General features: G+C 67.3%; 15 protein-coding genes. 2 read left to right on the forward strand and 13 right to left on the reverse strand.

The window, feature by feature from the left end:
• Positions 1-40: 40 nt before the first annotated feature.
• The 4 genes from lpdA to DVT68_RS08480 all read right to left on the reverse strand — a co-directional run bounded on the left by lpdA (position 41) and on the right by DVT68_RS08480 (position 5,696).
• Positions 41-1,879: a dihydrolipoyl dehydrogenase gene (gene lpdA, locus DVT68_RS08465; RefSeq protein ID WP_114824645.1), complete on the reverse strand. Its 1,839-nt coding sequence runs from the start codon at positions 1,877-1,879 to the stop codon at positions 41-43.
• Between the two features lie 104 nt (positions 1,880-1,983).
• A complete protein-coding gene (gene aceF / locus DVT68_RS08470) occupies positions 1,984-3,678 on the reverse strand; it encodes a dihydrolipoyllysine-residue acetyltransferase (protein ID WP_114824646.1) in 1,695 nt (564 codons plus the stop codon).
• A gap of 196 nt (positions 3,679-3,874) precedes the next feature.
• On the reverse strand, positions 3,875-4,708 hold the full coding sequence (locus DVT68_RS08475; protein WP_114824647.1) for a mechanosensitive ion channel family protein: 834 nt from the start codon (positions 4,706-4,708) through the stop codon (positions 3,875-3,877).
• A 169-nt stretch (positions 4,709-4,877) separates the two neighbouring features.
• Positions 4,878-5,696 (reverse strand): DUF2884 family protein, encoded by an 819-nt coding sequence (locus tag DVT68_RS08480; RefSeq protein WP_158543472.1) that lies wholly within the window; start codon positions 5,694-5,696, stop codon positions 4,878-4,880.
• A gap of 209 nt (positions 5,697-5,905) precedes the next feature.
• On the opposite strand from DVT68_RS08480, the gene DVT68_RS08485 reads away from it, so the two are divergent.
• Together DVT68_RS08485 and DVT68_RS08490 are read left to right on the forward strand one after the other, a co-directional pair.
• Positions 5,906-7,564 carry an FAD-binding dehydrogenase gene (locus tag DVT68_RS08485; RefSeq protein ID WP_114824649.1) on the forward strand — a complete coding sequence of 553 codons (1,659 nt, stop codon included), beginning with the start codon at positions 5,906-5,908 and terminating at the stop codon, positions 7,562-7,564.
• Positions 7,561-8,610 carry a 2-dehydropantoate 2-reductase gene (locus DVT68_RS08490; protein WP_199536011.1) on the forward strand — a complete coding sequence of 350 codons (1,050 nt, stop codon included), beginning with the start codon at positions 7,561-7,563 and terminating at the stop codon, positions 8,608-8,610. Before DVT68_RS08485 ends, DVT68_RS08490 begins: the two co-directional genes overlap by 4 nt.
• A 40-nt stretch (positions 8,611-8,650) precedes the next feature.
• Here DVT68_RS08490 and DVT68_RS08495 read toward each other — a convergent pair whose 3' ends face one another.
• From DVT68_RS08495 to DVT68_RS08535, 9 genes are all read right to left on the reverse strand, one after another.
• Complete coding sequence (locus DVT68_RS08495; protein WP_114824650.1) at positions 8,651-9,871, reverse strand: low temperature requirement protein A; 1,221 nt, start codon at positions 9,869-9,871, stop codon at positions 8,651-8,653.
• A 64-nt stretch (positions 9,872-9,935) separates the two neighbouring features.
• Positions 9,936-10,241: a DUF2845 domain-containing protein gene (locus DVT68_RS08500; protein WP_114824651.1), complete on the reverse strand. Its 306-nt coding sequence runs from the start codon at positions 10,239-10,241 to the stop codon at positions 9,936-9,938.
• Positions 10,242-10,351: 110 nt separating this feature from the next.
• Positions 10,352-10,624: a DUF2845 domain-containing protein gene (locus tag DVT68_RS08505; protein WP_114824652.1), complete on the reverse strand. Its 273-nt coding sequence runs from the start codon at positions 10,622-10,624 to the stop codon at positions 10,352-10,354.
• A gap of 45 nt (positions 10,625-10,669) precedes the next feature.
• Positions 10,670-11,245 (reverse strand): DUF924 family protein, encoded by a 576-nt coding sequence (locus DVT68_RS08510; RefSeq protein WP_114824653.1) that lies wholly within the window; start codon positions 11,243-11,245, stop codon positions 10,670-10,672.
• Positions 11,246-11,328: 83 nt separating this feature from the next.
• The gene (locus DVT68_RS08515; RefSeq protein WP_114824654.1) at positions 11,329-11,769 is read right to left on the reverse strand and encodes a PA2169 family four-helix-bundle protein; all 441 of its coding nucleotides are present in this window, start codon (positions 11,767-11,769) and stop codon (positions 11,329-11,331) included.
• A 108-nt stretch (positions 11,770-11,877) separates the two neighbouring features.
• Positions 11,878-12,630 carry a DUF2884 family protein gene (locus DVT68_RS08520; protein WP_114824655.1) on the reverse strand — a complete coding sequence of 251 codons (753 nt, stop codon included), beginning with the start codon at positions 12,628-12,630 and terminating at the stop codon, positions 11,878-11,880.
• A gap of 61 nt (positions 12,631-12,691) precedes the next feature.
• Positions 12,692-13,255: a hypothetical protein gene (locus DVT68_RS08525; RefSeq protein WP_114824656.1), complete on the reverse strand. Its 564-nt coding sequence runs from the start codon at positions 13,253-13,255 to the stop codon at positions 12,692-12,694.
• A complete protein-coding gene (locus DVT68_RS08530) occupies positions 13,255-13,794 on the reverse strand; it encodes a peroxiredoxin (protein WP_114824657.1) in 540 nt (179 codons plus the stop codon). Before DVT68_RS08530 ends, DVT68_RS08525 begins: the two co-directional genes overlap by 1 nt.
• Positions 13,795-13,887: 93 nt before the next feature.
• A complete protein-coding gene (locus DVT68_RS08535; RefSeq protein WP_114824658.1) occupies positions 13,888-14,346 on the reverse strand; it encodes a hypothetical protein in 459 nt (152 codons plus the stop codon).
• Positions 14,347-14,358 lie beyond the last annotated feature (12 nt).

The following is a 14,358-nucleotide window of genomic DNA, read 5'->3' on the forward strand; positions in this document are numbered from 1 at the left end:
CCCGGGAAAACCCGGGCTTTTTTTTCGTGGCATCGCCGGCTTATTTCTTTTTCTTCGGCATGTACAGGTCGGTGATGGTGCCTTCGTAGACCTCGGCCGCCATGCCCACCGACTCGCCCAGCGTGGGATGCGGGTGGATGGTGAGGCCGATGTCACCGGCTTCCGCGCCCATCTCGATGGCCAGGCAGATCTCGCTGATAAGGTCGCCCGAGTGCGGGCCGACAATGGCGCCGCCAACGATGCGATGCGTTTCTTCGTCGAAGATCAGCTTGGTGAAGCCCTCGGTGCGGTCGATACCGATCGCGCGACCGCTGGCCGCCCACGGGAACTTGCCCACGCCGACCTTGAGGCCCTTTTCCTTCGCCTCGCGCTCGGTGACGCCGACCCAGGACACTTCCGGATCGGTGAAGGCCACCGACGGGATCACGCGTGCATCGAAGTGGCTCTTCATGCCCGACACGACTTCCGCAGCGACGCGCGCCTCGTGCGTGGCCTTGTGCGCCAGCATCGGCTGGCCCACCAGGTCGCCGATGGCGAAGATGTGATTCACGTTGGTGCGCATCTGCGTGTCGACGTTGATGAAGCCACGCTCGGTGACGGCCACGCCGGCCTTGTCGGCGCCGATCTTGTTGCCGTTCGGCGAGCGGCCCACGGCGACCAGCACCCGATCGAACAGCTTGGTTTCGGGGATGCTCTCGCCTTCGTAGCTGACCTCGATGCCCTTCTTGGTGGCCTTGGCCTCGACCACCTTGGTCTTGAGGTGCACACCCTTGAGCTTCTTGGCCAGGCGCTGCGCCAGCGGCTTGACGAGGTCGGCGTCGGCGCCAGGAATGATCTGGTCCATGAATTCGACCACGGTCACTTCGCTGCCGAGCGAGGAGTACACCGTGGCCATTTCCAGGCCGATGATGCCGCCGCCGACAACCAGCAGCTTCTTCGGCACTTCCTTCAGCTCGAGCGCGCCGGTGGAGTCCATGATGCGCTCGTCGTCCCAGGGGAACGCCGGCAGCTTCACCGACTGCGAACCTGCGGCGATGATGGCGTTCTCGAAGCGAAGCAGCTTGGTGCCGTCCGCCGTCTGGACTTCCATCTCGTTCGGCGAGATGAAGGCGCCCACGCCCTGCACGGTGCGCACCTTGCGCTGCTTGGCCATGCCGGAGAGCCCCCCGGTGAGCTTGCCGACCACCTTGGTCTTGAAGTCGCGCAGCTTGTCGATGTCGATCTTCGGCGCGCCGAAGCTGACGCCGTGAGCGGCCATGGCTTCGGCCTCGTCGATCACGGCCGCCGCATGCAGCAGCGCCTTGGACGGGATGCAGCCCACGTTGAGGCAGACGCCGCCGAGAGTGGCGTAGCGCTCGACCAGCACGGTGTCGACGTCGAGGTCCGCCGCGCGGAACGCCGCGGTGTAGCCGCCTGGGCCGGAGCCCAGCACGACCAACTTGCATTCGATGTCGGGCGTGCGGCCGGAGGCGCCTGCGGCCTTCGGCGTCGCCTTTGCTCCCTCTCCCCCCTGGGGAGAGGGTTGGGGTGAGGGGCGGGTGCTCGCCGAAGCGCTGCCAGTGCCAGACTGAGGCGAGGTTGCCCCCTCACCCCGGCCCTCTCCCCGCTGGGAAGAGGGAGCAGCAGCGGCGGCGCCCTCGGCGGCCTCGAGCACGGCGATCAGCGCGCCCTCGGAAACTTCGTCGCCGACCTTGACCTTCAGTTCCTTGATGACACCGGCGGCGCTCGACGGAATTTCCATCGTCGCCTTGTCCGATTCGAGCGTGATCAGGCTCTGTTCCTTGGCGACCGTGTCGCCGACCTTCACCAGCACCTCGATCACCGGCACGTTGTCGTGACCGCCGATGTCGGGGACCTTGATTTCGATGGTGCTTGCCATGGGGGAAATCCTTTGATTCTTTTCGCTACGCATGAAGGCCGCTGCAAGAGTGGCCCCTCACCCCGACCCTCTCCCCGGAGGGGAGAGGGAGCAACTAGGGAGCGTCAGAGCAGCAGGCGGCGGATGTCGCCCAGCTGCTGCGCGAGGTAGGAGGCGAAGCGCGCGGCGAGCGCGCCGTCGATCACGCGGTGGTCGTAGCTGAGCGACAGCGGCAGCACGAGGCGCGGAGCGAATTCCTTGCCGTTCCACACCGGCTTGGTCGCGGCCTTGGAGACGCCGAGGATCGCCACTTCCGGCGCGTTGACGATCGGCGTGAACGACGTGCCGCCGATGCCGCCGAGCGAGGAGATCGAGAAGCAGCCGCCCGACATGTCGTTGGGACCAAGCTTCTTGTCGCGCGCCTTCTTGGAGATCTCGCCCAGCTCGACAGCGAGGTCCAGCAGACCCTTCTTGTCGCAGTCGCGGATCACCGGCACCACCAGGCCATCGGGCGTGTCCACCGCGATGCCGATGTGGAAGTACTTCTTGAGGATCAGCTTTTCGCCGGTCTCGTCGAGCGAGGCGTTGAACTGCGGGAACTTCTTCAGCGCCGCAACCACCGCCTTGATCTGGAACACGAGCGGGGTGACCTTCAGGTCCTTGTTCTCTTCGCCGAGCTTCTTGCGGAAGGCTTCCAGCTCGGTGATGTCGGCGTCTTCGTGCTGGGTGACGTGCGGGATCATCGCCCAGTTGCGCGCCAGGTTGGCGCCGGAGATCTTCTGGATGCGCGACAGCGGCTTCTCTTCGATCTCGCCGAACTTGGCGAAGTCGACCTTCGGCCATGGCAGCAGGTTGAGACCGCCGCCAGCCGCGACCGGTGCGCCGGCGGGACGCGCGCCCGAGGCGAGCGCGTGCTTCACGTAACCGGTGATGTCTTCACGCTGGATACGGCCACCACGGCCCGAACCCTTCACCTGGCGGATGTCCACGCCCAGCTCGCGCGCGAAGGCGCGGATGGCCGGGCTGGCGTACGGGGCGTCGCCCGGCATCACGATGCCGGAGTCGAACGGCGGGCGCGCGGTGGGCGCCACGTCGCCTTCCGGCGCATTGCCAGGGATGACGCCACGGGCCGCGATCGGCTCGGGCTTCTCCACGACCTGGGGCGCTTCCACCTTGGCGGGAGCCGCGGCCTGCGGCGCCGGCGCAGCGGCGGGCGCGCCGCCGGCGGCTTCGACCAGGGCGATCAGGCTGCCCTCGGAGAGCTCGTCGCCCACCTTGACCTTCAGTTCCTTCACCACGCCGGCGAACGGAGCCGGCACTTCCATGGTGGCCTTGTCCGATTCGAGCGTGATCAGGCTCTGGTCCTTGGCGATGGTGTCGCCGACCTTGACCAGGATCTCGATGACCGGGACGTCGCTGCTGCCGATGTCCGGCACGCGCACTTCCTGCACGCCACCGCCACCCGCCGGCGCGGCAGCCGGGGCTGCGGCAGGAGCAGGGGCCGGGGCAGACTTGGCGGGCGCTTCGGCCTTGGCCGGCGCCGCGGCGGGAGCCGGGGCCGGGGCCGGCGCAGCAGCCGCGCCTTCAGCCTCGATGATGGCGATCAGCGTGCCCTCGGACACCTCGTCACCCACCTTGAGCTTCACTTCCTTCACCGTGCCCGCGAACGGGGCCGGCACTTCCATCGTCGCCTTGTCCGACTCCAGCGTGACCAGGCCCTGTTCCTTGGCGACCTTGTCGCCCGGTTTCACCAGCACTTCGATCACCGGCACGTTCTCGCTGCCGATATCGGGAACGCGTGCTTCTTTGAGGTCGGCCATGGTTTCTCCTACGGATGGCGATGGCGTGCCGTGCGGGGATGACGGCCGCGTAAGGCTTTAATCATAGCGAACGAGACCCGCTTCTGGTCGCTTTTGGATCGTTTTAATTCACCATTCGCGTACGTATGTGCGGCGATAGAGGCCCGATCCAGCCTCAATCGGTCGCCTTTGGCGTCCTTGCCCCGTCCCGGGCGCCTCAGGCCGCCTGGCCGGGCCAGTGGCCCTGCACCACGGTCAGCTGACGCTGCGGCAGTGCGATGCCGATACCCGCAGCCTCGAATCGTTCCTTCACCGCACGCAGCAGGTCGGTCTGGGTGGCCCACACCTCGCCACTGCGCGTAAAGCCGCGCAGCACCAGCATCACCGTGCCTTCGCCCAGGCTCTCGGTCCACACGCCTGGTTCGGGGTCGCGCAGGATGCGCGCGTCGGCGGCATAGATCTGGCGGACCAGGTCCATCGCCCGGCCGATGTCGTCGCGATAGCCAATGCCGACCTTCAGCTCGAAGCGGCGCGTGCCGCGGCGATTGAAATTGATGATGGCGTCCGAACCGATCTTCGCGTTCGGCACGACGGCCTCGCGGTTGTCGGGCATCGCCAGCAGGGTATGCATCAGGTTCACGCTCTCCACCGTGCCCTCGATGCCTCCGGCATGGATGAAGTCACCCGCGCGGAACGGCCGGAACACTATCAGCAGCACGCCCCAGGCCAGGTTGCTGAGCGAGCCCTGCAGTGCCAGGCCAATCGCCAGGCCACCAGCGCCCAGCGCCGCAACCAAGGGCGCCGAGGGAATGCCGGCCTGTTGCAGGGCCATCACCACCAGCAGCGCGATCAGCACGCCATTGATCAGGTTGCGCAGGAAGCCACACAGGGTTTCATCGATGTTGGCGCGGCGCATGGCGCGGCGCGCGATATTGGCCACGCGCGCAGCCAGCCACAGGCCGATCAGCAGCATCACGATGGCGATGCCGATATTGGCCAGCGTGGCGACAGTGGTTTCGGAGAGACGCAGGCGCGCCGGTAAATCGTGCATGAAAAGGCTGATCCGGGGGTGGCAAAGCGCAAAAGCCTAGCAGCCCCGCGATCAAGGTTCCGTGGTGCGTGCAGCCGCCCGTCCACGTAAAAGTGCCGCGCCGAAAGTCAGGCGCGGCGCAAGGTCGTGCTGGGGAGCCTCGACCGGTGGAAACGTGCGCGAGGTCGCCTCAGTCGGCGCGCGCATGCTCCGCGGCTGTGGTCAGCTTCTTGTTGTCCTTTCCGTCGTAGGTAATCAGTTTCAGCGGCGAACCGTCCGGCAGGCGCAGCTGCAGCTGTTGCTGCAACTGCTGCAGCGAGCCGAGACGTGGACACAGGGCGTCGGCCCGACGATTCAACGCCGTGGCGCGCGCATCGACCTCGTGCCGGATGGTCTTGTCCAGCGAGCTGGCGCGGGCTTGCAGCGCCGCCACCTTGGCCTGGTCGCCACTGAGCGCCGCGCTCACCGCGGCCCCGGCCACCTTGCCGACCAGATCGGACACGGTCTGCTCGATGCCGGTTTCGATGACATCGTCCATCTCGTGCGACTGCCACACGCCCTTGCCCAGGCTTTCGTCGATGCGCGTCTGGGCTTGACGATAGTTCTGGTCGAGGCGGTCGAGCATCGCCCTGCGATCGGCTTCGTTCTCGGCGAAGGTCGCCAGCACGGTGCGCATGGCGGCGTAGCCGATGTTCAAGCCCTCGCGGGCGATGGCTGCCACCTCCGGCAGCAGCCCGCGCACCTGCGCCTCGTAATCGCGAAGACGCCCCGCATCCGCGGCGGACACCGTGAGATCGTGGCCGTCCACGCGCAGCCGGCCCTCGTGCATGAAGATCTCGCCGGGGTGGCCCGACTCGCGGCGGAAATCGATGCCGTCCGGCGCCACGCGCACGTCGTAGTCGGAGGAGAAGCCGCAGCTGACGTCGTGCACGTCGATGCTGCCTGCCTGTACCGCGCCGGCGCCGGCCATGCCGGCCATCAGCGCCAAAGCCACGAATGTGTTGCGCATGTCCATTGCCCCCAGGGCTGGTCGCCGCGCCGGTTTCGCGCGGCGTTCACCCGGACGATGCGCCGCCAGCCGGCGGCAGGACATGGGCCAGCCGTCATGCCCTGCCACCAGTCATGGCCGCGCCGCCGGTTCATGTCGCAGCGCACATAGGAATGCCCGCGGCGGCACGCTAAGTTCACCCGAGGTATCACCATGAGGGGAGTCGTGGGATGCGGGAGGGGTGGGATGCGATCGTGGTGGGCGCCGGCCTTGCCGGGCTGGTCGCCGCCACGGAACTGGCTGACGCCGGAAGGCGGGTGCTGTTGCTCGACCAGGAACCCGAGCAGAGTCTGGGGGGACAGGCGTTCTGGTCGTTCGGCGGGTTGTTCTTCATCGATTCCCCGGAGCAACGGCGCATGGGCGTGCGCGACTCGCACGCGCTGGCCCATGCCGACTGGATGGGCACAGCGGCGTTCGATCGCGCCGAGGACCATTGGCCGCGCCGCTGGGCCGAGGCTTACCTGGCCTTCGCCGCGGGCGAAAAGCGCGCCTGGCTTCACGCCATGGGCATGCGCTGGTTTCCCGTGGTGGGCTGGGCCGAGCGCGGCGGCCACGGCGCCATCGGCCACGGCAACTCGGTACCCCGCTTCCACGTCACCTGGGGCACCGGCCCTGGTGTGATCGAACCGTTCGTGCGACGGGCGCGCGAGGCGCTGGCCAAGGGCCTGCTGCAGTTCGGCTTCCGCCACCGCGTGGACGAGCTGATCGTGGAAGGCGGCGCGGTGACCGGCGTGCGTGGCGGCGTGCTCGCCGCCGATGGCGTGGAACGCGGCAAGCCCAGTTCACGCGAGGTGGTGCAGTCGTTCGAGCAACGCGCGCAGGCGGTGATCGTCACTTCCGGCGGCATCGGCGGCAACCATGAGCTGGTTCGGAAAAACTGGCCCGAACGGCTCGGCGCTCCGCCTGCCCACATGTTGTGCGGCGTGCCCGCGCACGTGGACGGCCGCATGCTCGGCATCAGCGAAGACGCAGGCGCCCGCCTGATCAACCGCGATCGCATGTGGCACTACGTGGAAGGCATCGAGAACTGGAATCCGATCTGGCCGATGCATGCGATCCGCATCCTGCCCGGTCCATCCTCGCTGTGGTTCGACGCCACCGGCAGGCGCCTGCCCGGTCCGCTGTGGCCGGGCTTCGACACGCTGGGCACGCTCGATCACCTTCGCCGCACCGGCTACGACTACAGCTGGTTCATCCTCGACCAGCAGATCATCCGCCGCGAGTTCGCGCTGTCCGGCTCCGAACAGAATCCCGACCTCACCGGCAAGAGCTGGCGGCAGGTGGCCAAACGCGCCGTCGGCAAGGGCGCCCCGGCGCCCGTCGAGGCCTTCAAGCAGCACGGCCGCGACTTCATCGTGCGCAACACGCTGGAGGAACTGGTGGAGGGCATGAATACGCTGGCCGGCAACCAGTTGCTCGACGTGGCGCAGATCCGCCGCGAGGTCGAGGCGCGCGACCTGCAATTCGACAACCCGTATGCGAAGGACGGCCAGACCATGGCCATCCACAATGCGCGACGCTATCGCGGCGACAAGCTGGTGCGCGTGGCCAAGCCGCATCGCCTGCTCGATCCGTCGAACGGTCCGCTGATCGCCGTGCGCCTGAATATCCTGACCCGCAAGACGCTGGGCGGCCTGGAGACCGATCTCGACGGGCGCGTGCTCGGGCACGACGGACAACCGCTGCCCGGCCTCTACGCCGCGGGCGAAGCATCGGGATTCGGCGGCGGCGGCCTGCATGGTTACCGCGCCCTCGAGGGCAGCTTCCTCGGTGGCTGCCTGTTCTCCGGACGCGTCGCCGGCCGCGCCGCGGCGAAGGCGGTCGCATGAGCGCGCATGCCCTGCCCCGCATCGCCATCTACGGCGCCGGCAGCGTCGGCGGCTACCTCGGCGCTCGCCTGCACGAACACGCCCGCGTCACTTTCATAGGCCGCCATCGCGTCATTGATACGCTGCGCCTGAGCGGCATCAGCTGGAGCGACCTGCACGGCGGCAGCGGTCGCATCGGCGCCAAGGCGCTGGACCTGCAGCTCGATCCGTTCGCCGCCGCCAAGGCGCACCTGGTGCTGGTTACGGTGAAATGCTCGGCCACCGCCGCGGTGGCGCGCGAACTCGCCGAAGTATTGGCGCCCGGCGTGCCGGTGATCAGCTTGCAGAACGGCCTGCACAACGCGAAGGTGCTGCGCGCCGCCCTGCCCGGGCATCCGGTGCTGGCGGGCATGGTGCCGTTCAACGTGCTGCGGCGCGACCGCGGCAGCTTCCATCAGGGGTCGAGCGGACAACTGATGGTGGAGGCGGATCCGTCGCTGGCCCCTTTCCTTCCGCTGTTCGCCAACGCCGGTCTGCCGATCGCCACACGCAACGACATGCCCGCCGTGCTGGCGGCCAAGCTGCTGCTCAATCTCAACAACGCGATCAACGCGCTGTCGGACCTGCCGCTGCGCGAGGAGCTCTCACAGCGTCGCTGGCGACGCTGCCTGGCGCTGGCCCAGCGCGAGGCGCTCGCGGTCTTCACCGCAGCCGGTATTCATCCGGCGCGACTGACGCCGTTGCCGGCGCGTTTCCTGCCGCACGTGCTCGAACTGCCGGATACCTTGTTCCAACGCGTGGCTGCCAAGCTGCTGGCGATCGATCCGCTGGCGCGCTCGTCCACCTGGGAAGACCTGGAATCGGGACGCGCGACGGAAGTGGACGCCATCAACGGCGAGATCGTGCGGCTGGCTGCGCAACACGGCATGACCGCGCCGGTGAACGCGCGACTGGTGGCGCTGATTCGCCAGTCGGAGCGTCGACGCACCACCTGGCAGAGTGAGCAGTTGTTGCAGGAGCTGCGGCAGTCACGTCCCGCCTACGAGCGGCCGATGGCGATTCTGTAGCCCGCCTGCAGAACATCGCCACGACGATGGGTGAGGTGGCCTATTCGTGCATCGCGCCGTACAACTCGCGACGCAGGTTGCGCAGCGACACTGTTTCCCACACCGCCACCAGCGACAGCACGCCCGTGCCGAGACCGGCCAGCATCAGCACGGACAACGACATTGCTGGCCACACCATCAGCGCCAGCAAACCCAGCCCCGCCAGGTGCGACAGCGGAAAGTTGATGTGGTTGACGGTCTGCTTGAACAGTCCGTTGCCCAACAGGTACAACGCCGGCCCACCCAGCAGCACCGCCGCCTGGCCGACGTCGGCAGTCGCCATGGGATGGCTGAAGCTCAACTGGTCGCCCACGGCGCCGACCACGATGCCGGCCACGATCAGCAGGTGCAGGTAGGTGTAGCCAAGGCGCGCCGTGCGGCCCGGGTCACTCGACTGACGAATCGAGCGGCTGCCGCGTTCGACGGCAAGGTCGAAATAGATCCACCACATCGCGACGCAACCGACGAACGCGATCACGAAGGCCTGCCACGCATCGAGCACACGGCCCGAAGCAGCGAAGCTGCTGCCAGTCATCACCACGGATTCGCCCAGCGCGATGATCACGAACAGGCTGCAGCGCTCGGCCATATGGCCGCCTTCCACATCCCATTCGCGCGTGGTCGAGCGCCCCAGGCCCGGCACATAGAAGGACATCGCCGGGCCGAGGTACTCGATGGCCATGGCCGTCGCCCAGCACAGCAGCCGCAGCTCACCATGCATCGCGCCGCCCGTCAGCCAGAGCACGCCCGACACCATCAGCCAAAGGGTGATGCGATGGAAATTGCGACGCGCCGCCAGCGGCGACTGCCGCAACGCCCACACCATGAAGCACGAACGCCCGACCTGCATGAACACGTAGGCGCTGGCGAACACCATGCCGTGTCCGTCGAAGGCCTGTGGCAAGGCGGTGGACAACAACAGGCCGGCGAACATCAGGACCAGCAGCAGCAGGCGGACGGCCAAGCGCTCGGGGTCCAGCCAGTTGGTGATCCAGCCGGTGAAAATCCACACCCACCACACCGCGAGGAATAGCAACAGCACGTGCAGTGCGCCAAGGGCGCTGAGGTCGGCCAACAGCGTGTGCGACAGCTGGGTGATCGCGTAGACGAACACCAGGTCGAAAAACAGCTCGATATTGGTGACCTTGCTGTGCCCGCCGGCCTGGCGCTGGCGCAGCAGACTAGGGCCACCACCCTCGTTCGTGTGTGACGTATCGGACATGGCGCGCGCTCCCTGGCTCGCCGCCGTTATCGCACGGACGGCGCCGCCATCGCCACGTGAAGCTTCATCGTCCGCCGTCGCGAATGGCCGCCACTCTTCCGTCCATCACGACCACGGTGACGGTGCGACTGCCCTGCCGGTATTGCCATTGCTCGCCGGACGATTCAGCCGCGTTCGTTCGATGCTTCTTGCCGGACTTGCGCGCGCCGCCTGCGCCATGGCCCTTGTAGTTCGGCTTGCCCAGCAGCTCGATCACCCGCGAAGCGCTGTCGCCCACCACCAGCACCTGGCTACCCACCCGCAGCGTTCCGCCGCTGGCGTGCGCCCCGATGGCGACCACCAGCAACGCTATCCCCAGAAAACCACGCATGATCGGCTCCCTGCCCCATGTCTGCGCCCGTCGCGCAGGCGAGGCAGGTTAGCGGCGCGTGACGGAGCGCGGCATGCGTCCGACGCCACGCGACGCCGTAAGGCGTCGGCTCAGCGCGTGCGGTCCTGGATGTCGTAGATCCTGCCGCTGAGGATGGTGATGGTGACGACGTGGCCGTTGTCCCGCATGTATTGCCAGCGCTCGCCGCGAAAGCCACCGAAATCGCTCTCCACCGGCTCTTTGTAATCCGGCTGGCCCATCAGCTGCATCACGCGCGCGGCGCTGTCGCCGACGGTCAGCACCGAGTTGCCCACGCGGAACGTGTTGCCCGCGTGCGCGGCTACGCTCAACGACATCAGCAGGACGGCGAGAAGACGACGCATGGCGAACTCCTAAGAGACGGAAAGGCAGCGTGTCGACGATGCAGCTCAGAATCCTGCGCCCGGGCTATCCAGGTAGGCCTGCTCGGCGGGGGTGCTCGACCGGCCAAGCGCGGCGTTGCGGTGGGGAAACCGCCCGAACCGCTTTATCACATCGTGGTGGCGGCGGGCGTAATCAAGGAAGCCTTCGAATTGCCCACGCTCCGACGCCGGCAGCTCCGCCAGCCAATGCTCGAACAGCTTCACGCAGTGCTGCTGCAATGACAAATCCTCCGCGTGCTCGAGCGGCATATAGGCGAACAGCCGCTGAGAAGGCGACAACCACCGGTCGTCTCCCCGCGCAATGCCCGCTTCGGCGATGGCCTGCGCCCGGGCATCGGCTGACCACGCTCGGGCGTCGTTGCGATGGATGTTGCGACTGAACTGGTCCAGCACGATCAGCAGCGCCAACCAACCTTCCGGAGTGTCGTCCCAATGGTCGAGTTCACCTCGTGATGCCGCGTCCAGCGTCCCGGCGAAGCGCTCTCGAATGACCGCGTCGAAGGCATCGTCACGCTCGAACCAGCGCGACTCGACCGCCGGGTCGAACCAGAAGTCCAGTACGTCCCTGGGCAGGATCGGCATGCCTGTTTCCCTGGCTGGCGATGGAGTCCGCATGTGCGCTCATGCTCCGGATGCGCGATGTATGCGAACCGTGAAGAACGACCTCAGCCGTGCGTGGTGCCGGCGAGGCAGTGGATGTCGCTGTGGATGCCGTGCAGCCGCGACAGCTGGACAGAAAGCACGCGTGCGGATTCGTCGGAGGCGTGGGCCATCTGTTCCTCGAAGCGGCGCAGCAGCGCGCATTCGTTGCGGGCGAGACAGTGGATCCAGGCCGCGTCGCGATTCGCCGAGGCGCCCGTGGTGAGCTCGGCCAGCGCGCTGCGCAAGGCGCCCGCCAGCGTGCCGTGGCGCGCCGGCACATGGCCGCTGGAATGCATCTGCTTTTGCAGGTCGGCAATCAGCGCATCGAGAGTGTGCAGGTTCTCCTGCAGCAAGGCCTGCAGGCCCGGTTCGCGCACCTGGCCCAGGGCGCGGCGATACAGATCGCGATCATCAATGCCACGCCGGATCAGGGCGTTGTAACGCGGTACTCGAACGTGCGACACGAGGTCGCCTCCTGACGCCTATCGGGGGTTCGGTGTCCATCCTCTGCCTTCGCGACTTAGCGGGAGGTTAATCCGACCTCATCGTGGTCGCTTTACTCAGCGAACGTTCTACTGCCCCACCTCAAGCAGGTTCAGGGCTTGTCCACCGCCCCCGCGGATACCCTCCTGCAGCTCGGCCAGGCGCCGAACCGCCGGGCACAGCGCCTGCACCTGGGGTTGCAGCGCCCGCATGCGCTGCTCCAGCCGGGGTCGCAGCTCGGTGGTCAGGTCGGTGGCGGTGTCGCGCAGTCTGGCCGCCGTCTGAAGGTCACCGGTCATGGCGGCCTGCAGGGCCTGCTGCCCCAGGTCGTTGGCCAGCAGCGGCATCAGGTCCGCGGCCAGCTGGTTTGCGTAGGCGTCGGCCAGGTTGCCCTGCCAGTCATGGGTGCTGGTGGTGCTGGCGATGCGCTGCTTGAGCTCGGCCGCCCGGCTCGCCAGCCGGCGATCCAGCTCGGCGCGCGTATCCGGCGCCAGCGACAGCCGGGCGCCTTCGTCGTGCATGGCCGAGGCCAGCAGGTCCACGCCTTGGGTCGCGACGGCTTTCACGCGTGGCATGAGCGCACGCAGCTCCCGCTCGAACAGCGCCAGGCGGTCCTGGTCCTCGGAGCCGAGGCGCACCGGTGCGCCATCCGAACGCAGGCTGCCGTCGCGCAATTCCACCTGGCGGGGGCTCGGTTGCGGGCGGTCGAACAGCAAGTGGTCGGGAGCGACGGTCAGGTCGTAGCTGCTGGTCGCGTGGCAGGTGGTGGCGAGATCCTGCGCGGACGCGGCGAGGGGCAGCAGCAGGATGGCGAGCGCCAGGGCGGGACGACGAAGGTGCATGGCGGATCCGGTGACGGCAATGCCGCAGCGATACCCGCTGGCGCCGCAACCGCCGCTGAACTCAGCTCTTCACAGGACGCGTGCGGAATTGCGCCCGCACCGCCGGACGTCCCAACCACCAGGCCAACCACAGCAGCACCGGAATCGCCACCGCGCGCAGACCCAGGTTGATCATGAAGGTGTGGCGCGCCTGGTCGTACATGGCCTGGGCGATGGCGCCGACCGGCGACTGGGCGATGGTGGGGGTGATCGCGTCGCTGAACTCCTGCCACTTCGACAGCGCGGACAACCCGCCGGCCAGGCCCCAGCCGAGCGCCAGCACCACCGCAACCACCTGCATGGCTGGCCGCGACCAGCCCTGGCGCAGAATGACGCCCGCGCTGATCACCACGATGGCGAGCGCGGCCACGAAATAACCCACGTTCCAGGCCAGCATCCTGTGCAACTGGGACCTTGCCTCGTCATTCTGGGCCGCCGTGCCCTGCAGGGCATTCCACAACTGATGGCCATGCACCGCGTACTGCACGCAACCGAACGCTGCAAGCGCCAGCAGCAGCCACACGACGATTCGCCACACCGCAAAACCTTCGGTGGGGGCGCCATTCGGGGCAGTCTTCGACGACATCACGATGCGGCCTTCAGGGTCTTGAGGTCACCCAGCACCTGGGCGGAGTTCTTTTCCGGGTCGACGTCCTGGTAGACCTTGGCGATCCTGCCCTGCGGGTCGATCAGGAAGGTGGTGCGGCGCGCGTACTTGAAACCGACCATGGAAGCGAGCACGCCATAGGCCTGCGCCGTCTTGCGGTCGGCATCGGAGAGCAGCGGGAACGGGACGTGGTATTTGGCGGCAAAGTCTGCATGCGACTTGACGTCGTCCAGGCTTACACCAAGCACCTGCGCGCCGGCCTGGCGCAGCTTGGCGACGTCATCGCGGAAGGTGCACACCTCGGTGGTGCAGCCGGGCGTGAAATCCTTGGGGTAGAAATACAGCACCACCCACTGGCCATGGAAATCGGCGGGGGCATGCCACTTGCCGTTCTGGTCCTGCAGGCGGAAGTCGGGGGCGACCTGGCCCACGTGAGGCAGACCAGCTGTCTCCTCGGCATAAACGGGTGCAACCAGACCCAGCAGCAGGGCCAGCAGCAACAACGGAAGACGGCGCATGTCGGCGCTCCGGGCCGGAAAACCGGACAAGTGTACGCGCTTCAAAACGAAGGACGCCATGCGGCGTCCTTCGCCCCCATCCGGTGGGTCATGTCACCTGCGGCTGATCTCGAACGCGCCCACCGAGACGCCCAGGTTGATGCCCTGGCCGCTGCCGTGCAGCGCCAACGACGTGGTGCCCTTGGTCAGGACCTGCGCCTCGCCGCTCTTGACCACACCGGCCTCGGCGCCGGCCTGCGCGAAGGTGCCGAACACATCGTCGATGGTCCGCACGTGGGTAATGTCACCCACGCCGTTGTCGATGCGGTACTTGCCTGCCGTCAGACCACCACCGTTGAGGGTGATCTTGACGTCGGCACGCTGCCCGTTCGTGCACGTCACGGTGCCTTCGCCGGTGGCGCGCTTGTAGATCAACGACCAGCCCGACAGGCTGAAATGCAGGGTGCACTTCACTTCGGCCTCGGCGGCATTGGCCTTGGCCGCGGGGTACAAGCCCATGGCGCCGGCGCAAGCCACGACCAGGGCAGCCATCGCAAACGTTCGCTTGATCATCTTGCTCTCCTC

This window comes from Dyella solisilvae (assembly GCF_003351225.1).
GTDB lineage: Bacteria > Pseudomonadota > Gammaproteobacteria > Xanthomonadales > Rhodanobacteraceae > Dyella > Dyella solisilvae.